Source organism: Paenibacillus sp. sgz302115, assembly GCF_056120445.1.
The window spans coordinates 46,222-67,359 of sequence record NZ_JBVYOK010000009.1; the positions used below are offsets into that span (position 1 = coordinate 46,222).

Sequence of the window (21,138 nt, forward strand, 5' to 3'; positions counted from 1 at the left end):
ACACCATGCAGATATCCTCCATCTATGACAGTGACCCGGGACGGTGGAAATCCAGGCTGGCCGGTCTGCTGGAGTTCTTGAGGGAATACGGGGAGCAGCGGATCACGCTTCGCGGATGCAGGGTGCTGGCCCGTTTGACGCCGGAGCAGCTCGCTGTGCCCGGCGTATCCCTGCTGGTCGCCACTTTGCGCGGCCAGAACGGACGCCAGCTCGCTGGCGTCAGCTTTGTGTCCGGCTACGGCAAGGAAGCCTGCCTTGTCGCTGTCCATCCCTTATACCGGAACAGACATACCGGGACAGCACTGTTAACCGGGCAGCTCAAACGGCTCGGCCGCCTGGAGTGCGCCGTAGCCAGCGATAACGCCGCCAGCCTGAAGATGTGCTTCAATAGCGGGCTTGCTGCAGTGGCGCTGACAACAGGCCCAACCGGAAAGCCTACCCTGCTGTTCCGTTCGCCGCTGCCGTCCGGCAGCCATAAGGCAAATCTTCCACAAGAAGGTGAACTCCTGTGCCAGAGCCCGTCTTAGGCATCCTCACGTTGTATTTAAATGAAGCCAAGCAGCTCGAAGAAAAGGCCGTATACCGGCGGATGATTATTGAAGGCAGCCGAATGGGCCTGGATGTTTTTGTCTTCACCCCTGCCGATGTGCATGCCAGCAAAGAGCTGATCCATGCGCTTGTCTTCGATCCCAAAAGCGGAAGCTGGTCCCGTAAATGGCGTTCCTTCCCGAATATGATCTATGACCGCTGCCGGATTCAGCGCAGCCAGCGGTTCCAGCAGCTGCTGCGCTTCCGCGCGCGTTATAACCACCTGACCTTTCTCAACCGGCCGCTGCGCAATAAGTGGACGATACACCAGACCTTCTCGCAGCGCAGCCGTTTCCGGCAGCATCTGCCGGAAACCCTGCTCTATCAATCCTCGGCCGATCTGCACCGGATGCTGAAACTCAGTCCGGTCGTCTATGTCAAGCCGATTAACGGCACCGGCGGACGCGGCATCCTGCGGATTGAACGGCAGCAGAATGGCAAGAACCTCTTCGATATCCAGGGCCGCCGCCAGAACCGGCAGATCATCGCCCCCCGCAAGGTGTCGCTCTCCCGTCTGGACTCCATCGTGCGCCAGTGGTGCCTTGCCGGACGCTTCCTGGTGCAGCAGGGCATCCCGCTGCGCCTGCCCAGCGGACGTTACCATGACTACCGCATGCTCGTGCAAAAGAACGGCCAGGGCGCCTGGGAGCTGACCGGCATCGCCGGCAGAGTCGGCGCCGCCCGCAGTGTGACCTCCAACCTCCACGGCGGCGGTCACGCCATCCGTGCGGAGAAGCTGCTGAAGATGTGGCTCGGCGGTCAGGAGAAGGCTGACAAAACCATGAAAACCGCAGAGAAGCTGGGGATAGATGCAGCCGCCTTCCTGGAAGAGAGCTTCGGCACCCTCTGCGAGCTGGCACTGGACCTTGCCATTAACCGCGAGGGCAAAATATACGTGCTGGAGGTCAACCCCAAGCCGGCCCGCGAGGTCTTCGCCCGCTCGGGCGACAGCGCCACCTACCGCAAAGCGCTCCAGCGCCCGCTGGAATATGCGATGTGGGTATATAAGAACAAGAACACGCCGAGTTCGGATAAGACCGCTGAGGATTAGAAGAAAGGTACTCGAAAACAAACAACCGCCCTTCGCATTCATACGAAGGGCGGTTGTTTAACGATTAACTTCTCTTCTAATATTGATGAGATAATATAAAGTCAAAATAAATTGGATGATTAAATCGGGATTTGAGGAGGAAAATGAATAGACAGCCAGTCCAATCATTCTTTTCTCGGCCGGCGGGAAATGAGCCTTACCAGCTCCAGCAGAAGGACCGGCAGCGAAACCGAAGAGGGGTACGCGAGATAGCGGGGCTCCCAGACCGGCGAGAACTTTTCTTTGTATTTTCTAAGTCCCAGGAATCCATACCAATGGCCTCCATGCTTAAAAACTAAATGGGCAAGCTTCTCTTCCCGGATGGCGGACTGAGTTTGCCCTACGCTTGATAGCGGGGCCATGCCTAAATTAAAGTATGCATACCCCTGTTCCTTCGCCCATTTTAATAGGCTGACGAATAAATGATCCATTGTTCCATTAGGCGTAACCGGAAGATGGCGCATGAGATCCACTGACAGTGTGTTGCCATTATCGTAGCCGGGGGCCAAAGAGGCAAACGCAATGATCTCACCACCCGGACTAGACAATAAACTGAGTGTGGATTGCTGCAGGTAGTCCTCATCGAACCAGCCGAGCGAGAATCCCTTTTCCTTTTTTCCATCCAGCCACTTTTGCGAAATTTCATACATCTGTTTCATTAAATCATCTGGATGAGGAGGCTGCACCACCTCAAAACGGAAGCCTTCACGTTCGAACCGGTTAGTAACACTGCGCAGATTTGCGTTTGGTTTACCGCTAAGAGTAAAGTGCTCCAAAGAAACCAAAGCCTCTTCACCCAATTTAAAGAAACGGTAGCCGTTCTCATGATAAATTGGAAGGTAATGCGGAGAAACCTGATAGAACACAACCGTCAAATCATAAAGGTCTGCATAACGCTGACTTTCCTGAATGGCATCACTGACCAAATTCTCTTTGCCAATGGGATCACCAAGAACGACGAATTCCCTGCGGACAACAGCATAGGGGATCAACACCTGATCGTTGCATGCCCAAAAAAAGCTTTTATCGCCGGCAAATAGTACGTGGGTCAGCAGGTTGCCTTGTTCGTGCTCAAGGAATCTGTGCAATCTGGCCAGTTCTGCAGCAGAAGCCCCTTTATTGGCTAACCGGTTTGGCCTGAGAATAAAAAAAAGTGTGATCAGCAGCCAGGCCATTACCAGACCTGCGATTGCAGCGGCAGCATGCTGTGTCGGATTAATAAGCCACATTAGCTTCGTATTCGAAGGCCAATGCTTTAGGATCGCAGGCGGAATCCCTGTAGCAATCAAATCGTAGACATAGGCAGCCAGAAGTGTTACAAGCCCCCAAAGGGCCGCTTTTCCTGGGTCAACGGGTGTAGCGACCCTGAAAAATCGGTTTCGTGATATCCACAGCAGCAATGCCACGATGAGCAGGAAGATAGCTTCCTCAAAATCAAACGCCTTGGTAAATGTGAACAGAGCACCGGCACAAAGAAAGAAAAGGGTCAGCCGGTACGCCCGCTTTACCCGATGCGAAATTCCCCAGGAAAGTACGAGCAGCAACAGGCCAATGATTACGCTTAATTGATGGGATAATCTCATCAGTGGAGCCGACAGCAGCTCCTCGGCAAATTGCAGCCGATTGAGCAGGCCGGGTGTAGCTGCAGAGAGTAAAAGCACGATGCCGCTTGCAAATACAAGTTTGCCCAGCGACCAGGCCCCGATCTCCCCGACAACTCCGAGCCGGGTTGGAAATAGCCATATCTTTTGCCAGTTGTTCAACACGCTCTCGTAGCCCGCATTGTCCCGCCCGTCCTCTCCTTCACGGCCCCTGGCAAAATCAAATGCTGCTAGAATAAGACCGATCCCCCAGGGGAAAAGGTAGTACAGCAAACGGAATAGAACAAGGACGGCTGCCGTCTTGTCGGATGGGTAACCCAATTGTTGGAGGCCCAGCAGCGCGGTTAAATCGAAGCCGCCAATACCGCCCGGAGCCATACTGAGCAGGCCGGTAATCGCTGAGAGTGTATAGATGCCAAGTGCCTGTGCAAGAGAAAGTGCGGGAAGAAAGCAGGAGCCGATGAGCCAGAACGAGATACCCGCAAAGGCCCACTCCAAAAGGGAAGCGCCGACAGAGGCTGCGATTGTAGCTGCATCCATCCGGGGCAGATTCCGGTTCAGCCACTTTGCGTAAAAGGACGTACGCTGCAATATCAAGTATCCAGGCAAATACAAGGCGGCTGCCCATACCGCATAGATCGTCCAGGGATGAGATTGCAGGACAGGCTGCATAGGCAGTATGCCGAGAATGCCAGCCCAGGAGAGTACAGAAAGGCCGGTTATTGTAATTGTGGAGAGGAAGGCGATGGATGCAGTAATGGTCTGCGCAGGAATTTTCCGCTTGCGGTATAGGAATGTCCGCAAAGCGGCTCCGGCAATCCCGGAGAAACCGATGACACTATTGGAGGTATTAGCGATCCATGCATATCGGAAGGTCTCCCAGGGACTGAGCGGAATTTGGAAATGACGCCGGAGAACAAAATCGTATAGACCAACCGCTGCAACCGCGATCAGCGCAAATCCAAACAGCAGAAGTACAGTCGCCGGCTTCATATGGTGAAGAATGTGAAGAGTGCCGGCCCAGTCAATTCTCCGAAACTCCTTCTGCCCTTCCCAGTAAATGAACAGAATCACCGCTGCAGGAATAATGATCTGAACCAGCTTATAACGGTAAAGAGCTGAGAATAGCTGTACAATCTGCAATCGTCGAAGAATTTCCCGGAACCTTTTCATAGGCGCGCCTCGCTTTCTTCACCTATAGTTCCCCATTTGCATAGTGCTTAATCCACAGCTCCCGGCAGCTTAAGCCGCAGATCGGCGGTGAAGAACAGCCGGTAGATGAGCACGCTCAAGAGCATACTTGTAACTGCGGCGGAAGCGGTGAAGGAGAATACAATCAGAATCTGGTAGCGCACGGCTATGACCGGATCGGCTCCGGCAATAATCATCCCGGTCATCATGCCGGGGAGCTGCACAAGGCCTACCGTCTTCATGCCGTCTATCGTCGGGATCATACTGAATTTCACGGCTCTTGCCCTGACCTTCTGCATAGCCTGCTGAGCCGTAGCTCCAAGCGACAGCAGTGTTTCAATTTCCCCCTTGTTCTGCTGCATTTCATGCTTGAGGTGGTTGATGAACAGCCCGGAGACAACCATTGCGCTGCCGATGGTCATTCCGCTGATTGGAATGATATACTGCGGGGTGGCTTTGATAATATGCAGCCCGAGCAATATCCCCATCATCAGAAGCTCCATCGCTGAGATCGCCACGGCAATTCTCCAGACCAGTCCGGGCAGTCCTTTTCCCCGCTTGGCTGCATTCCATGAGGCGACACCGATCATAAAGACTATAATCAGGACGACATAAATAATATGCTCCGCCTGGAAAATAAACTGCAGCACATAACCAACCGCCAGGAGCTGAACCGCTGACCGGATGGTTCCAACAGCAATGTCTTTTTCCAGGCCGAGCTTTTGCCAGATGGAGACCAGCATCGTCCCCATAACAAACAGAAGCGTAAAGCTTAATGCGGTTAATGTCATGGATGCACGGCTCCTTCTACGGGCTGATCAAAGAAAGCAGCGCTGCTGTATTCCTGCAATCCGCCTTTGTCCATAACCCATGTCCGATTGCTGATTCTATGGGCCTGCTCCAGATCATGGGTAACCCAAATCAGGGTTGTCCCTTCTTCCTTATGGCGGTTCAGCAATAGTGCTTCGACCTTCCTTGTGCTGTCAGCATCCAGTGAAGCTGTGGCCTCATCCAGCAAAAGAATGCTAGGCCGAAGCAGCAGCGTGCGGATCAATGAGATGCGCTGTTTCTCTCCGCCGGAGCAATCCTCCGCTTTTTTGGCAAGGTCCAGGTGGTCAAGTCCAAGCTGTTCCATAAGCTGCGCACCAAGTGCAGCATCATAGGGCTGTCCATGCAGCCTGCTGACCGTACGCAAATTATCCTCGATGCTGCCGGGCAGCATTACCGCTTGTTGGGCTACATAGGCAACAGCCATTCTCCATTCACGCGAATTCGAGTTTTTATAGGAATTGCCGTTCAGCAGCAAATCCCCTTCGTCCGGTATGTCCAGCAAAGCTAGTATCCGCAGCAGCGTGCTTTTACCCTGTCCGGAAGCGCCGATAAGCGCAACCCGTTCCGGCTTGGTGATCTCAGCAGCGATATTCGAGAACAAATACCTGTCCGTCCCCTGCGCCCCGGCCTCCCAATGAAATTTGGCCAGATTATGTATTTCAAATACAGCACTCACTGTGCCTCTCCCCTCTCATAACAAATCAATATAAGTTGAACTTAAGATTTTCATATTGGGGTCTGGTCGTAACTACGGGGAATGTTTGGACTTCCGGCCGCTGCCCGTCTGCAGATTTCTTGATTTATACCGCTCTTCGCGGTGGAAATCCGCAGACAGCCTAATCATACGGCCAGCTTTCCTACGGAAAGCTCTTAGGCGGTCGCTATCGCTCCGTAAGTATCCAAACTTCCCCTCCGCACTCCTCCCCTTTTTATGATTTTTCAAGTTCAACTTAGCTATCTATAATCAGCACCCTATATTATAAGCATTCAGGCCATCATATGCATTCGGCTAGTTAAGAAAATTTTAATATGTTCAGTCTAATATGAAAGAGTATTCCAGCAAACTGCCCAGAAAAGAGGAGGAAATATGTTTAAATCGAAATTGATCATAGCTTCAATAGCTTTGTGCACTTTGGGAGCGAGTTCCCTCGTTCATCCCGGCTCAGTAACTGCTGCCGGGCCGGCTCCGGCTTCAAAATCTGCGTATGATCATATTGTCATTGTCGTCGAAGAAAATCATTCCTCACACAAAATTCTGAACAATCCCTCAGCTCCATATATGAACAGCTTGGCCAAACAAGGCTTGAGCCTCACCAATCACTATGCCATCACACATCCAAGCCAGCCGAATTATATTGAGCTGTTCTCCGGCTCCAATCAGGGCGTGACAGACGATTTGTCCCATCCCCGGACGAACCATGCAAATTTGGCTTCTGAGCTTATTGATCACGGGTATACCTTTGGCGGCTATTCAGAAGGTCTGCCCAAGGTGGGATACACCGGCTCTTATGACCTGAGAACAAAATATGCAAAAAAACATAACCCCTGGGTTAATTTCTCCAATCTGCCGTCCAGCATCAACATGCCGTTAACCAGCTTCCCCAAGGATTTCAATCAGCTTCCGACCGTTTCTTTTGTCATACCGAATCTAAATAATGATATGCATGACGGCAGCATTAAAACAGCGGATCAGTGGCTCAAGACTCATCTGTCCGCCTATGCCGACTGGGCCGCTAACCACAATAGCCTTCTTATTGTTACCTGGGATGAAGACGATATGAGCGAGCATAACAAAATACCAACCTTTATAGTTGGCGCTGACGTCAAGAAAGGCTCTTATACCATAAAAACAAATCATTACTCATTGCTCCGCACCCTTGAAGATATGTATGGACTGAACACCCTTGGAAAAAGCAAAGCTGCCCAGCCCATCAAAATAAGGTAAGAATGCAGAACAAGCCCCGAATTATTTGCTGATCAGATAGATCAGGAATACCGCAGCAAGCACAAACCGGTAGTAAGCAAACGGTGCTAGCTTCAGCCGTTCAAGCAGCTTCAGGAAGGTAATCACGGCGAGCAGGGCAACGACAAAGGCGACAATAAATCCGGTGATAAAAAATCCGGCGTCGGCTGCCGTTAAGGTGTGGTAGCTTTTTAGCAGCTCATAGCCGCTTGCGGCAACCATCATCGGAATGGCAATGAGGAAGGAGAAATTGGTTGCGGCTTTGTAGCCCGCACCTGCCAGCAGACCCCCGGCAATCGTCGCTCCCGAACGGGAGAAGCCCGGCCACAGGGACAAGCATTGGAACAAACCGATAGTTACCGCTTGCTTGTAGGATAGCTGATCAATGTTCTCTGCCTGTATTGCAGTGCGTTTGTATTGACCAAGCAGCATGAACAAGCCGCCCAGCACAAGTCCTGCGAGAACTGTATAGGGAGAGAACAAATACGTTTTGATGAAGGAGTGCAGGACGAGTCCCAGCACCATGGCGGGCAAGCAGGCCAGGATAACATGGATCAGGTTCAATTTCTGCTTCGGATTCGTATTTCCGTTCCCGGAATCCACTTTTACTACACCCAGCAAGCCAAGAATCCGCCGCCAGTAAATGACGGCCACGGCAAGAATGGCTCCAAGCTGAATGATGATTTCGAAGGTATCGGCTTTTTCTCCGGTGAATCCAAGGAGCTCACCACTTAATATGAGGTGGCCTGTGGAGGATACCGGCAGGAATTCCGTAATCCCCTCGACAATGCCTTGAATGATCGCAATGATGTAATTATGCATGTATAGATGGCTCCTCTCTGCTGAAATTGTTGATGGGGCTATTCATAGAAGCGCGGATAAGAACAATACTGCTCTTATCCGCGTTTTGTTTTGACTGCTTAACCTGGATTATTCGTGGTGTCTGCCCTCATGATCGTCCTTCACCTGCTGCACGTGTTTGCCGCTTAAGTCAATGGAATCAGGAGTTGTTCCATTAATTGCAGACAACTGGACATCCAGGCTTGCAGTTAATGAATGGGAAGCTCCCTTGGCATCCTGTCCGGTAAATGTGATGGCAAACTGCTGGCGCTGAATTTCATTGGCTGGATTCACTACCGCATGCATGCTGATGTTTTGAATCTGCACGCCATCTGTCAGAGCAATATCCTTGGCGCTAAGCAGATTTTGCCGGAACAGCTCCTCAGGCTCACCTTGCTTCGCTGCATTGCCGCTCTTTGTGGAATGCTCCCATTTGGACTGATCCGCCAGATGCTTGAAAGCAACCGGTGCGAGGGCCTGCACCACAGCCGGGATTTGTGCGCTGTCCAGCTGAAGCGAAATATCCTTGGAACCATTGCTGCCCGTAGTGGAGGTGATCTCATTCTTCAAATTTCCGATCAATGCATCAATGACCGTTTCTTCCTGAGAGCTGAACCACTTCTCATCCTTGGTCTCCTTCCCGGCCTCCCGATCATCCTTCTCTGCCTTGTCCTGCTTCACATAATAAACATCCGAAGCATCGCTCTTCCAGACTTGCCCGTCAGGCTGACTGTAAAGGCTGATGGTCTGTGTGCCTGCTTTCCCGCTGATCTTGACGGTTCCGCTCACGGCTTCATTGTGCCGGCTTGCCTTCAAGCTGCTCTGGGCCTCGCTAAGCAGGGAACCATTGTCCTTAAGAACAGCATCCGCCTGAATCGTAACACTTGTGAGATTCTGTGCGGTATTCTTAAGCGCAGCCTTGTAATCCTCATAACCCGAGGTTCCTGCAAATGCCGTAAGTCCGGTGGCTAACATAACAGCACCGCTAATCCCAACCGCGCTTCCGGTCAACAGCCACTTTTTCTTCATTCCTTAACCTTCCTTCCACTGCTGAATTTATCTTGCAAGTAAAGCCTAAGCGATAATCCTAAATTCGCAGTGAAGAGACTATTAAATAAATCTTAAATTATAGCGGATTACGGATTTATTTCAGCCAGCTTCTCCCTGCGGGCAAATAAACGTGCGGGCGACAGCAGATAGACAACACTGATGACCCCGAACAGAATGGCGCTGACCCGAAAAGGCAGCAATTCATTCCCGACGCTTGCCAGCCAGCTGCCGATTAATGGACCAACAACCACGCCTAACCCTTCTATGGAGAACAGCAGCCCCCAGCTTATCCCCGCCGCATCTTCAGGGATATAGCGGGCCATCAGAGCATTCCAGGAAGGCAGCAGAGCCGCATAGGCGCATCCAAGCAGCAGCGATAGCCCGATAGCTCCGCCGAAGGAGCTGACCCCGGTCAAGCCGAACAAGGCTACTGAGAAAATACCGAAGCCAAGCACCAAGAACCATCTTCCGCCTGCATGATCGAACCATTTGCCCATAGGAACCAGCAGCAGAACAACGCCTGCCCCGCCTGTTAACAGCACAATGGACAATTGGGAATGAGAGAGGCCCAGATATTTCACAGCGTAGCTGGTTAAGAAGGGCACAAGCATTCCGCCTGCAGTGGTCTGCAGCAGCATGCCAGGGAGCAGAAAGCCGCCCTTTTTCACTTTGTCCCACAATGCGCCGAACTGCTCTCCCAAGGAGGCGTGTATCCGCGTTACAGTTGTCTTTTCCAGATGTACAAAAGCGGCAATGACCCAGCCTGCGGTAAGGAATAGGACAATAATCCAAAGCGCCAGCGGGAGACTCCGGCCGATGATCAGATTCATCGTTACCGGACCGAGGCCGAGACCCGCCATCCAATAGACATACAGGGTTCCCATCCGCTGCGCCCGGTTATCTTCCTTGACCTGGCTCATGCAAATAATCCAGATCGGAGACAGCCCTGCCCCGAGACAAGCGGAGGCGCCAATAAGAATCCATGCGCTGTGAGTTGTTACCATAAGCAGGAGACCGATGAAGCCCAGCAGAAATCCGCCATGCAGCACCAGCCTTCCCGGAAATCTGTCCAGCAGATAACCAACCAGCCCTTTAATGAGGCTGTCGGTCAAGTAATGAACGGATACCGCGATTCCGACAACGGATGCGGACAGTCCCCAGCCCATTAGCGAGTAAGCCGGCAAATAAGCGACCAGAACAGCCCCTCTGACCCACTCTATGAAAAAAAGAATGACAGCCAGCAGGGTAAAGGACGTCATCTGTCCTGCTCTTGCTTTAGAGATACCCATGAATGGTTTGCACCTGCCCTTCAAGGAGTTGCTGCGCCGCCTGCTCGGCGAACGGCTGCCGCTGCTCGATAACATCCAAAGCTTCGGTGACAATCCGCTCCGCAGAAGCTTTTCGTGCAAATTCTCTCATAAATTGTTTTCTTTGTTCTCTATACCCGGGATCTTCAAGTTGATGAAGCTGTGAGATCAATTGTTCTTCATCGAGTGCCACATCAATAATCTGCTCACTTGCCAGCGCCGCTGCATTACCTGCCTCCTGACCGGGGAGCGGACGATAGACGATGACCGGAAGGAGCTGGGAAAGCGCCTCCGTCAGCGTGATGCCGCCGGCCTTGGTCAGCAGGCATGAGGAGATGTGCATCAGCTCATGCATCCTGTCGGTGTAGCCCAGAACATGGACCCGGTCATTAGCCTTGAATATGCTCTCAGTAGCTGCCCTGAGCTTATGATTATTCCCGCACACGACAATGACATCGAAGCCGGATTGATCCAGCACGCTGTGGATTAGGCCGCTGATATTCGACAGCACGCCATATGCGCCTGCCGCCAGCAGAAGATACCGCCGGGTGCCATCCAGCCCATGCTTCGCGAGAAGCTCTTCACGATCCTGAACTTGTTCAAACGGATGGCGCACCGGAATACCGCTGACAACGAGCGTATCCTCTGCGGCTCCTGCTGCAAGCAGGGCCGTCTTCAGCCGCTCTGATGCAACAAAATACTTCGTGGTATGCGGATGCATCCATCTCCCATGCAGGACGTAATCCGTCATGACGGTAAATACCGGAACCTGGCTGTCCGTTTCTTCCGCAAGCTGGGCAGCGGCTAGATACGGAAAGGTGTGGATAATGACATCCGGACGCAGTCCTTCAAGCAATTGCCGCACCTTCCGTTTCCCCAGGGAGTGGAGCAGCTTGCCCATCGCGCGTCCCGGCTTCATGCTGCTCGTTATTTCATATAGCAGCCCATAGAGCTCTTGAGCAGGAAAGGTGCTGTTCAAATAGAATCTCCGCGAAAGCTCATTGAGCCGGGGATTAACTTCAGCGAACAGGTCTACGGTATAAACCCGGTCCATTCCTCTAACTTTAAAAGAATGTTCGATAGCTTCCGCCACTTTGACATGACCATCTCCAAATTTGGAGGTCACAATAAGCACTACAGGATTCCGGTTCATAGAAAGCTCCTTTTTTCTCTTGGCCTTCTTTAACTCTAACCCTTAATCGTAAAAGGATAGTGAAGGGATTCTTAATGGAGTATTAACTCTGGGAACAAATTTTTACAGTGAAAGCTGGTCTTTCCTTGTTTTCGTCAAGTATAGAACCAGACCCAGAATGATTACGACAAAGATAATGCTGGTTCCGGTCGTACCCAGCTCAAGTCCGCCTTCGCTGCGGGGCTGCGACAGATAATCACCCAGCGATGCCCCCATTGGACGGGTCAATATATAAGCTATCCAGAAGGCTATGACAGCATTCAGCTTGAAGCGGAAGTGCGCCAGAGTTACAACGCCAATGAGTGCGGCAAAAATAAGTGCCGAGACCAAGTAACCGAGGCTCAGGCTTTCAGCGACAAGGTCTCCGGCTGCGGTTCCCAGCGCAAAAGTAAAGAGAATGGCCAGCCAGTAAAAGGCCTCCCGCTTTTTGGTGGTAATGGAGTGAATCGAGAGCGTCTTCTCGCTTGCGAACCAAGCCACAAAAGTCACCGCCAGCGCCAGTGAAAAGAAAATCGTGGTCGTTTCCAGCGGAACTCCGAGATTGTCTACAAGGTTGTCCGTAATAAGTGTTCCTACCACACTGATCATCACGACGGCCAGCCAATAAATTGAGGGCACGTATTTCGTGGTGGACATCTGAAAGAACAGAGAGATTACCAGCAGCCCGGTCATCACCAGAGTTGTGAGGGTCAAGCCCCAATTGAGATTGAAATTCAGAAAATCTGCTGCTGTTTCTCCCACTGTCGTGGCCATAATTTTGATGATCCAGAAAAAAATCGTAACCTGCGGAACCTTGTTCCATAGTTGGCGTTCATTCATAGCTATACCTCCTTGCGTTCGAATAGAATATAGCCCAGCGTGGAAAACATTAGCAGCCCGGCCAGCAGAAATAATGAAGTATTGGCGAGTCTGCCTGTGGAAACGGTATGGCTTAACCATAATGAATACCAGTCTGTATACGAGGTGATTGAAAAATAGGAGAACCCGTTTAAGAAGTAAGGAACGGTTTTGCCTCCGGTGTATAACAGAATGGAAAAGACCAGAAATCCGCCGGCGCTGCGAAAAAATTGAGCGGTGAATACGAACAACGCTGCAAGAGAGCACATGGACAGAAACGCTGCTGCGTAGGCTTTCAGCATACTGAAGAGATTGAGGCCACCTGTACCGGGAGTGCCGAACAGCAGGTTGCACAGAGTGCTTACCGTTCCCAGGAGCAGTAGCAGAGCGCCGATGGCGATGCCGAGGGCAAGGAATTTGGCGGTGTATGCCCCGAGCCTTGTGATTGGCCGCAGCAGGGCCAGCTTCAATGTGCGTGATGATATTTCCTGCGGAAACAAATCGGCAATCTCCACAATCATGAACAGAGGAATCACGAACAAAGTATAGATCTCCAGCATTTGAGCGGGATAGGAAGGACTGACTGCCACAAGCCCCAGAACTGGCTGCAGAGAATGGAACAGCCCAATCAGCAGTATTGGAATAATGACGGATACCAGAAGAAAGAAAATCGTTTTTTTGCGGTAGATCATGAGCTGCAATTCGTTTCTAAGTCCTGCTGTCAGGCCGTCCATTATCCATCAGCTCCTTTCTCTTTTCCAGCACGGAAATGTAGTACTGCTCAAGAGAAGTGTTATCCGTAAGCAGCTCATGCACATTGCCTTCACGTACCAGCACGCCTTGATGCAGAATCCCCACCCTGTTGCAGAGCTGCTCCAGCTCATGAATCATGTGGCTGGAAATCAGGAAGGTGATCCCTTGCTCAGCGGATAATTGCTTAACCAGGGCCCGGAAATGAACCACACCTTCGATATCCAGCCCGTTCGTCGGCTCATCCCAGATCACAAATTCCGGGTGGTGCAGGATAGACGAGGCCATTGCCAGCTTTTGCTTCATTCCGGTGGAGAAGTGCCTGATTTTGTCCTTGGCAAAAGCGGCAAGCCCCACGGCCTCAAGCACTTCATCAATCCGCTGCGGCGAAAGCTCTGGATAAAAGCTCGCATTCAGCTTCAAATATTGACCCGCTGTGACATAATCATAGAAATCAGCCGATTCGATCATACAGCCCACCTTTCTCATATTCGCAGAGAAGGCTTGCTCCAGCTCTTGTCCGAACAACGAAATGCTCCCAAAGCTCGGAGAGATCAGGCCGGTCAGCATTTTGAGAAGCGTGGTTTTACCGGCACCGTTCGGTCCCAGCAATCCGTAAATATCTCCCTTGCGCAGCTCCAGATCCACACCGCTGATCCCCCTGCCGTTCCGGAACTCTTTGCTTACACCTGTTAGCTTGGCTATACTTTCCATAACTTATCCCCCTTGGCGCAACTTAAGCCCTATTCCGTAAATATTCCCGCACAATCAGAGTAAAGGATAAATCTAAAGTGCCTGTGAACAGACCCTTAAATAATTCTTAACTCCAGAGCACGCAAAAAAAGCCAAAGCATCATCCCGAAGGTGATCTCTGGCTTGACTGGTTACAATATTAGAGTGTTAGGAGCGAAACCGGTAGCCGGCGCCCCAAAGAGTCTCAATGTATAGCGGACTTGCAGAATCCTCTTCAATTTTCTCGCGGAGCTTGCGGATATGCACGGTAACCGTCTGGGTATCCCCCAAGGAGTCAACGCCCCATAACCGCTCAAAGAGCTGATCCTTGCTGAAGACATGATTGGGATGTTGAGCCAGAAAATAGAGCAGATCAAACTCCTTCGTGGTCAGCGAAACCTCCTCATCCCTGACAAAAGCGCGGCGGGAGTCCGGATTCAGCCTGAGCTCCCTGATTTCCAGTTCGCTAGTGGATGATCCGCGGCCTTTCAGGCGGTCATAACGGGATAGATGGGCTTTGACTCTGGCCACCAGCTCCGCAGGCTTGAAGGGCTTGGTTATATAATCATCTGCGCCAAGGCCAAGGCCGCGCACGATATCAATATCCTCCCGTCTGGCGGTGACCATAAGAATGGGAATATCCAGCTCGTCGCGGATTTTTTTGCATACCTCGAAGCCGTTCAGCTTGGGCAGCATGACATCCAGTACAATTAATTCGTATTTTCCGCTCAGACCCAGTTCCAGGCCCTGCTCTCCATTTACGGCGATTTCAGTCTCATATCCGTTCATCTCCAGATAATCACGCTGGAGCTCGGCAATCGAAGGCTCATCTTCCACTATCAGTATCGTTCGCTTCACTGTCCTGCGCCTCCTTCTTCAATCGGTAAAACAATGCGGATCACCGTGCCCTCGCCTTCCCGGCTATCCGCATAAATAGCTCCCCCATGCTCCGTAAGGATCTGCTTGGCGATGGCAAGGCCCAGGCCGCTGCCGCCGGTATTGGTATTTCTGGACTGCTCAGCCCGGTAAAAACGTTCAAAGATATGCCCGGCCGCCTCCGGCGGAATCCCCGGTCCATTATCGCCAATCGCCAGAGTAAAGCGATTCCCCTCTACCCAGGTCTGAACCGTGATTCTTTTCTCAGGCTTATCCATATACTTCAGACTGTTCTGAATGATGTTGCCAAGCACACGTTTGAACGAATCGCGGTCTACCGACACCCTTGCTGCTTCCCCGCCATTCATAGCAATGTGCAGCTCCACCTCGCGTTTTTCCAGCTCCACCTTCAGCTCCTCAGCCCAGTCGTTCAGGTAAGGCAGAATAAATACAGACTCGAAGGAAAAGGGCAGCTTCTGCATGTCCAGCTTCGAGTACAGGAACAGCTCATCAATCAAATGGTCCATCTCACCGGCCTTGGCGGCGATGGTCCGCATGTATTTTTCATTTTTTTCCGGTGAATCTGCCACGCCTTCGAGTATCCCATCGACATAACCTTTAATGGCAGTAATCGGTGTCTTCAGATCATGAGAAATATTCGTAATCAGCTCTTTGCGGTTCGTCTCATATTGCTGCTGCACAAGAAGCGACTGCTGAAGTCTGGACCTCATCTCCTCAAAAGCCATCCCGAGCTGCCCCAGCTCATCCTTGCCGCCAATCTCTACCTTGAAATCGAGGTCCCCTTCACTCACCCGCCGGGCCGCTCTGCGCAGCTCCAGCAAGGGACGGATAATCTTTCTTGACATATAGGTCGTCAGCAGCGTATGGGTCAGCAGGAGGATGACTACGGTGCTCAGAAACAGAATCGGGAAAAAAGTTCTCACAAAGTGAACCAAAGGATCAATGGTGCTCACCAGAAAAATGCTGACCGGCTCTGAATTATTGGCTAACATATCAAATTGGGCGATTTGATACCAGTCATTGTTATATTTCAGCCGAAAAGGTTCGTTATGAGATCCGGCTTCCTTGAAGTCCGGCAATTCCCCGGTTAACCCTTGTTTCTGCAGGAGATCCGCTGAAGCGTACAGTGTCTTGCTCCCGGACCGGATAAATATAGAAGTATTCTTCTTAAGCATATCTGCCGATAATTCATCCAGAAAAGAGGTATCTGTCAGCAAATTCGAATTTTGCATGAAGGTATGCTTGATGAGATTGCGGGTATCGCTTTCTTCCATGCCTTCAAATCTATTCTCATACGTGCTTTTCAGGGTTTGCACATCCCCGTGATAGACAATGGTCAGCAGCATGGCTGTCAGAAAAAGCAAAAACAGCGGTACCACCAGCATTGCCGCGTAGGACAGGAGAAATTTCAAACGAATGGACATATCCGGTAATCACCCTGCCTTTTTAGTTCCTATCATACGACATTTCACCCGGCATCCGAAAGTCATGCCGGAGTAGTAAGGGCGTTCTAAGCGGCCCGTTCTTTTTTTCTCCGCAACAGCCACCAAGCTAGTAGTAGCACCACTACTCCGCAAACCGCATAGCTGATTGGGCGCAAATACTGCTCCACAATACTCCAATTTCCTCCCAGCCGGTATCCCAGATAGACAAGAGCTATGTTCCAAGGGATACAGCCAAGCGAGGTGAACACTATAAACTTCCAGCCCTTCATCCCGGCAATCCCTGCCGGCAAGGAGATAAACGTCCGTATAAAAGGCAGCATCCGTGTGAAGAATACGGTCCCTTCTCCAAAACGCGCAAACCAGCGCTCCGCCTGCTCCATATGATGCGCATTCAGCAGGATGTATTTTCCGTATTTATCCAGCAGCCGCCTGCCGCCTGCTCTGCCAGCATAATAGGCAATCATTGACCCGATGAGGTTCCCGACAACCCCGGCAACAACAACCTCCACAAATGAAAGTGATCCCTGGGCAACCAGAAAACCGCCGCTGAGCATAATTACCTCGCTGGGAATTGGGATGCAGGCGCTCTCCAGAATCATTCCGATCCAAATCCCCCAAATTCCTAATGTATTTACCAGACTCAGGGCGGTTTCTGATATCCAGGCCAACAATTGATGCATTAGCTTTCACTCCGTTTCATTTAGACGATAATATTCAAAATAAAGCTGACTGTGACGCCCAGCACCATTCCGGCCAACACTTCAAGAGGCCGATGTCCAAGAAGCTCCTTAAGCGGTTCCGGCGGTTTCTCGTCACTTGTAATCTGCGTTATACGATTTAAAAGAGCAGCATGCATCCCTGCGTGGCGGCGAATCCCGGCGGCATCGTACATTGTAATTGTGCATACAACCGCAGCAATGGCAAACAAAGAAGAATCAAAACCATTTAAAATTCCTACAGACGCAGCCAGTGAAGCTGCCGCCGCCGAATGGGAGCTTGGCATTCCTCCCGTACTGAAAGCCAGTGACGGGTTCCAGCTTCCAGTGTGAAAAAAATTCAGGGGCACCTTGATCCCCTGGGCTAAGATCATTGAGATCAGGGCGGATACAAGGGGGAAATTGTAGATATTAGGCAACGTCGTTAAACCTCCTGTAATCAACTCGGTCCGTCTGTTAAATGTAATCCTCAAGTATAAACTGGTCGTGAAGCGTTTCTTAAGCGTTTCTTAATTTATTCATCCTGATCCTTATTTTCTGTCAATAAGAAGCAGATGAGAAAATTCTCATCGTACTCTAATAAAAGGCGGGAAAAGCAGACGTATTCAGCTATCCATCAGCACTTGGTAAATGTTGTTGAATTTAAGTGTGATAGAGTTTATTCAGGTGATCACCCTAACAAAACAATGGGAGGCAACATATGAATACAGCTTACAAAAAAAGACGTTTCCGCAAGTTTGGTATTGGAGTCAGCTTAGGGATAGCCTTGCTTTCAGCAGGGACAGGTTTTTTGGATAACACAAATATGGCTTATGCAGCTACAGCTACAGCTACATCTACATCTACATCTATTGCGGATCAAATCATCTCGACAGGCCTGAAATATCAAGGGGTTCCTTATCAATTCGGAGCTAAGTCCGGAAGAACCGATGTTTTCGACTGCTCCTCTTTTACGCAGTTTGTATTTAAACAGAGTGGAATATCTCTTCCGCGCTCTTCCAGACAGCAGTCCACTGTCGGCACATTCGTACCGAGGGATCAGCTTCAGCCGGGAGACCTTGTATTCTTCTATTCCCCTATTCATCATGTCGCCATTTATATGGGCGATGGAAAATTGCTGCACACGTTCGGAAAAGGTGGAGTCACGATCACTTCTCTGAATACCGGCTGGTGGAACTCCCACTACGCAACAGCGCGCAGAGTCTTGCCTTAAGGGAGGACAAGCCGTCTCTGTTTACATACAGAGACGGCTTGTTTGTCTATCTGGAGCTATACCTAAGGGTCAGGCATTCTGGATGGACGAACTGCCGGAAGCTTCACAATAACCTCGGTTCCAGTACCCTCATTGCTCTCAATTTGAATCCAGCCGTGATGCTCCTCCACTATCGACTTGGCAATGGGCAAGCCCAGGCCTGTTCCCCCTGTTTTTCTGTGACGCGAACTGTCGGTACGGTAAAACCGTTCAAATACATGCTTTACCTCTCCCAAGGGGATGCCAATTCCATAATCCTTAACGATGAATTGAGCGTACTCGGCTTGTTTAGATATATGTATTTCTACCGGGGCTGTGCTGTATTTCAAGGCGTTGTCCAGCAAAATTATCAATAGCTGCTTTATTTTACTGTGATCCGCTTGGATAACAATCTCCTTTTCCTTTACATGCAGGATGATTTTCCTCGTGCTTAACTGCCTGAAGTGGGCTATCACTTGCTTACAGGTTTGTATTAGCTCCTCAGCTTCGAGAGTTAATTGTCCGCCTTGCTGGGAGGAAGCCAGATTGAGCAACTGTTGTGTCATCACTCTCATGCGTTTAGTTTCCTCATAAATGGAGCTTACCGCCTCCTCCTGCACCTTTTCATCATGTGTTCCCCAGCGTCTAAGCATATTCGAATACCCTTCTATGATCATTAGTGTTGTATTGAGCTCATGGGAGGCATCGGAAACAAACTGCTGCTGGCTCCAGAAGCTCTCCTCCAGCCTGTCCATCATCCGGTTAAACGTTTCTGCCATTTCAAAAAGCTCATCAGCACTTTGCCCCTTAACCGGGATCTTCTTAAAGGTCAGACTGCGTTCGATCTCCTTCATCGTCCGTATACTGCTTGAAATGGGCTTCACAACCGTACGGGAAAGCACGCTTCCACCCAGCATGCCCAGAAGCACGGCTCCGAAGGTGGTGAATGTCAGTGTCGTAACCAGAATACGGATATTGGTCTCCAAGTCCTCCTGCTTCTCTGCGATCTCAAACCTGGTCAAGCTGCCATTGGAGGTGACCACAGGAATACAGACCACAAGTATCCGTTTGCCCTCTTTCTGTAGAAGCTTGATGCCTTTAGTAGAGCTATAGTTAACCGGTACCCCATCCAGATTATAATCAGCACCATTCGAGATATTGCGTATGGCAGTTGAACCGGCTACAGTTATCCGAATCACGTTATCTTCTGTTAATGAATCGTTAAGCAATGAATTCTGAGCTTTCTCATTCAAGAATATCGCTTGTTCCACAATAGGCTCCCATTTGCCCAGCAGCATTTCACCCGCATTTTGGGCGGCATTATTAATAAATAATGAATACACTGCGACATCTACACACAATAAAATGCCAATAAGCAAAAGAGTGGTCAGTAAAGTGATTTTGGTTCCAAGCTTCACTCCTCCCCCTCCTTGATACAATAACCGACCCCGCGGATGGTTTTGATCAGCTTGTTTTTGAACCCGGAATCAATCTTTTTTCTAACATAAAGGATATAGACATCGACTACATTGGTATCTCCGACAAAATCAAAACCCCAAACATGATGAATAATCTGCTCACGGCTCAGTACATGGTTTTTGTTCTCTGTCAAATAAACCAATAGATCGAACTCCTTGGGGGTAAGCTCAATCTTCTGCCCTTCACGGACCACATCTCTCGTGTTTTTGTCAATGATTAAATTTTCAATTTGAATAAGGGATGGGGGCTTCACTGGAGAAGGGAGGCTCCCGCGAAGTCTGATATTGGCTCTGATTCTGGCCAGCAGCTCCTCAATTTCAAATGGCTTCGTAATGTAATCATTAGCCCCCTGATCTAACCCGGCTACTTTTTCAGAAGTGGTATTGCGGGCAGTTACCAGAATCACAGGAGTAAAAGCATCCACTTTCCTTAATCTTCTTAAGACTTCCACTCCGTTAAGTTCAGGAAGCATGATATCAAGAATAATGAGCTCCCATTCTTGACTGAGTGCTTTCTCTAATCCCTCCCTGCCGGTTTCGGCAATTTCCACATGATAACCCTCATGAGTCAGCTCCAGTTCCAGAAGCCGGGAGATTTTTGCTTCATCGTCTATAACCAGGATGGACTGCTCCACATTCACTTCCTCCTTTGCTTAACCTGAAAAATGGACAGGAACCACCCGCTTGGGAGTAGTATCCTGTCCAGTGTAATTTCTTATTCATCAGCTGTTTCCATATTCATTCTTAAGATTAATTTAAGAGATCATTAATAATTGCAGATTATAATTCAAAATAAAAACAGTAAGGATGAGAACCTTAATGAACTATCAGTTATTTCAAATTGTCAATAATTTTGCCGGTAAATGGGATTTCATTGATGATGTAATGGAGTTTTGTGCACAGGATATTGTATGGGTGATGATTGCTATGATCGGTATTTTATGGTTCACCCATAAGGAGAAATATCAGCAGTACGCATTCTATGCTCTTCTGTCCGCAGCGGTCGCTCTGGCAATAGCAGCTTTATGGATATCTCCTGAGGTCAATCAGCCTCGTCCATTTGTACTCCATGTTGTGCACCAGCTGATTCCACACAGTGCAGATGCTTCTTTTCCAAGCGATCATTCCACGCTCGCCTTTTCACTTGCGTTCAGCCTCTTGTTCGCAGACCGGAAATGGGGAACACTGGCCTTGGCTATGGCATGCATAACCGGATTTGCCCGTGTGTATGTCGGAGTACATTACCCCGGAGATATTGCAGGATCAGCCGTACTCGCCGCTCTAATCAGCTTTTTGGTTTATACAATGCGCTCCCGCTTGAATCCCGTTGTAACCCTGTTAATCGGAATCTACAACAAAGTCATATCCACGCTGCCTAAATTATCCCATAAATAAACAG

At 50.1% G+C, this 21,138-nt stretch carries 21 protein-coding genes; 5 read left to right on the plus strand and 16 right to left on the minus strand.

The window, feature by feature from the left end:
• Positions 1–5 precede the first annotated feature (5 nt).
• A complete protein-coding gene (locus tag AC0LWN_RS17815) occupies positions 6–527 on the plus strand; it encodes a GNAT family N-acetyltransferase (protein ID WP_474667577.1) in 522 nt (173 codons plus the stop codon).
• Complete coding sequence (locus tag AC0LWN_RS17820; RefSeq protein ID WP_474667579.1) at positions 509–1,639, plus strand: YheC/YheD family endospore coat-associated protein; 1,131 nt, start codon at positions 509–511, stop codon at positions 1,637–1,639. The genes AC0LWN_RS17815 and AC0LWN_RS17820 overlap by 19 nt, the downstream gene beginning before the upstream one ends.
• Positions 1,640–1,803: 164 nt before the next feature.
• On the opposite strand, the gene mprF is transcribed toward AC0LWN_RS17820, so the two are convergent.
• Genes mprF through AC0LWN_RS17835 form a run of 3 tightly spaced genes read right to left on the minus strand, consistent with a single transcriptional unit; the run spans position 1,804 to position 5,977 of the window.
• Positions 1,804–4,452 (minus strand): bifunctional lysylphosphatidylglycerol flippase/synthetase MprF, encoded by a 2,649-nt coding sequence (mprF, locus tag AC0LWN_RS17825; RefSeq protein WP_474667581.1) that lies wholly within the window; start codon positions 4,450–4,452, stop codon positions 1,804–1,806.
• A 47-nt stretch (positions 4,453–4,499) separates the two neighbouring features.
• Positions 4,500–5,261 (minus strand): ABC transporter permease, encoded by a 762-nt coding sequence (locus AC0LWN_RS17830; RefSeq protein WP_474667583.1) that lies wholly within the window; start codon positions 5,259–5,261, stop codon positions 4,500–4,502.
• Entirely contained in the window at positions 5,258–5,977 is a 720-nt protein-coding gene (locus tag AC0LWN_RS17835; RefSeq protein WP_474667585.1) for an ABC transporter ATP-binding protein, read from the minus strand. The genes AC0LWN_RS17830 and AC0LWN_RS17835 overlap by 4 nt, the downstream gene beginning before the upstream one ends.
• A gap of 411 nt (positions 5,978–6,388) precedes the next feature.
• On the opposite strand from AC0LWN_RS17835, the gene AC0LWN_RS17840 reads away from it, so the two are divergent.
• Positions 6,389–7,246 carry an alkaline phosphatase family protein gene (locus tag AC0LWN_RS17840; RefSeq protein WP_474667587.1) on the plus strand — a complete coding sequence of 286 codons (858 nt, stop codon included), beginning with the start codon at positions 6,389–6,391 and terminating at the stop codon, positions 7,244–7,246.
• Positions 7,247–7,267: 21 nt separating this feature from the next.
• Here AC0LWN_RS17840 and bacA read toward each other — a convergent pair whose 3' ends face one another.
• The 11 genes from bacA to AC0LWN_RS17895 form a co-directional block, all read right to left on the minus strand.
• On the minus strand, positions 7,268–8,086 hold the full coding sequence (bacA, locus tag AC0LWN_RS17845; protein WP_474667589.1) for an undecaprenyl-diphosphate phosphatase: 819 nt from the start codon (positions 8,084–8,086) through the stop codon (positions 7,268–7,270).
• A gap of 108 nt (positions 8,087–8,194) precedes the next feature.
• Positions 8,195–9,133: a hypothetical protein gene (locus tag AC0LWN_RS17850; protein ID WP_474667591.1), complete on the minus strand. Its 939-nt coding sequence runs from the start codon at positions 9,131–9,133 to the stop codon at positions 8,195–8,197.
• Between the two features lie 107 nt (positions 9,134–9,240).
• Positions 9,241–10,443: an MFS transporter gene (locus AC0LWN_RS17855; RefSeq protein WP_474667593.1), complete on the minus strand. Its 1,203-nt coding sequence runs from the start codon at positions 10,441–10,443 to the stop codon at positions 9,241–9,243.
• A complete protein-coding gene (locus AC0LWN_RS17860) occupies positions 10,430–11,614 on the minus strand; it encodes an MGDG synthase family glycosyltransferase (RefSeq protein WP_474667595.1) in 1,185 nt (394 codons plus the stop codon). Before AC0LWN_RS17860 ends, AC0LWN_RS17855 begins: the two co-directional genes overlap by 14 nt.
• A gap of 102 nt (positions 11,615–11,716) precedes the next feature.
• Positions 11,717–12,472 carry a COG4705 family protein gene (locus AC0LWN_RS17865; RefSeq protein WP_474667597.1) on the minus strand — a complete coding sequence of 252 codons (756 nt, stop codon included), beginning with the start codon at positions 12,470–12,472 and terminating at the stop codon, positions 11,717–11,719.
• 2 nt (positions 12,473–12,474) lie between these two features.
• Positions 12,475–13,224: a DUF2705 family protein gene (locus tag AC0LWN_RS17870; protein ID WP_474667599.1), complete on the minus strand. Its 750-nt coding sequence runs from the start codon at positions 13,222–13,224 to the stop codon at positions 12,475–12,477.
• A complete protein-coding gene (locus AC0LWN_RS17875) occupies positions 13,199–13,954 on the minus strand; it encodes an ABC transporter ATP-binding protein (RefSeq protein WP_474667601.1) in 756 nt (251 codons plus the stop codon). The genes AC0LWN_RS17870 and AC0LWN_RS17875 overlap by 26 nt, the downstream gene beginning before the upstream one ends.
• A gap of 186 nt (positions 13,955–14,140) precedes the next feature.
• Entirely contained in the window at positions 14,141–14,830 is a 690-nt protein-coding gene (locus tag AC0LWN_RS17880) for a response regulator transcription factor (protein WP_474667603.1), read from the minus strand.
• On the minus strand, positions 14,827–16,293 hold the full coding sequence (locus tag AC0LWN_RS17885; protein ID WP_474667605.1) for a sensor histidine kinase: 1,467 nt from the start codon (positions 16,291–16,293) through the stop codon (positions 14,827–14,829). The genes AC0LWN_RS17880 and AC0LWN_RS17885 overlap by 4 nt, the downstream gene beginning before the upstream one ends.
• A gap of 86 nt (positions 16,294–16,379) precedes the next feature.
• Entirely contained in the window at positions 16,380–16,994 is a 615-nt protein-coding gene (locus AC0LWN_RS17890; protein WP_474667607.1) for a DedA family protein, read from the minus strand.
• A 20-nt stretch (positions 16,995–17,014) separates the two neighbouring features.
• Entirely contained in the window at positions 17,015–17,449 is a 435-nt protein-coding gene (locus AC0LWN_RS17895; protein WP_474667609.1) for a divergent PAP2 family protein, read from the minus strand.
• A 281-nt stretch (positions 17,450–17,730) separates the two neighbouring features.
• Here AC0LWN_RS17895 and AC0LWN_RS17900 point away from each other — a divergent pair, with 281 nt between their 5' ends.
• Positions 17,731–18,243, plus strand: a complete 513-nt coding sequence (locus AC0LWN_RS17900) for a C40 family peptidase (RefSeq protein WP_474667611.1) — start codon at positions 17,731–17,733, stop codon at positions 18,241–18,243.
• A gap of 62 nt (positions 18,244–18,305) precedes the next feature.
• Here AC0LWN_RS17900 and AC0LWN_RS17905 read toward each other — a convergent pair whose 3' ends face one another.
• Complete coding sequence (locus AC0LWN_RS17905) at positions 18,306–19,679, minus strand: HAMP domain-containing sensor histidine kinase (RefSeq protein WP_474667614.1); 1,374 nt, start codon at positions 19,677–19,679, stop codon at positions 18,306–18,308.
• A complete protein-coding gene (locus AC0LWN_RS17910) occupies positions 19,676–20,374 on the minus strand; it encodes a response regulator transcription factor (protein WP_474667616.1) in 699 nt (232 codons plus the stop codon). The genes AC0LWN_RS17905 and AC0LWN_RS17910 overlap by 4 nt, the downstream gene beginning before the upstream one ends.
• A 184-nt stretch (positions 20,375–20,558) precedes the next feature.
• Here AC0LWN_RS17910 and AC0LWN_RS17915 point away from each other — a divergent pair, with 184 nt between their 5' ends.
• Positions 20,559–21,134, plus strand: a complete 576-nt coding sequence (locus AC0LWN_RS17915) for an undecaprenyl-diphosphatase (RefSeq protein ID WP_474667618.1) — start codon at positions 20,559–20,561, stop codon at positions 21,132–21,134.
• Positions 21,135–21,138: the final 4 nt, after the last annotated feature.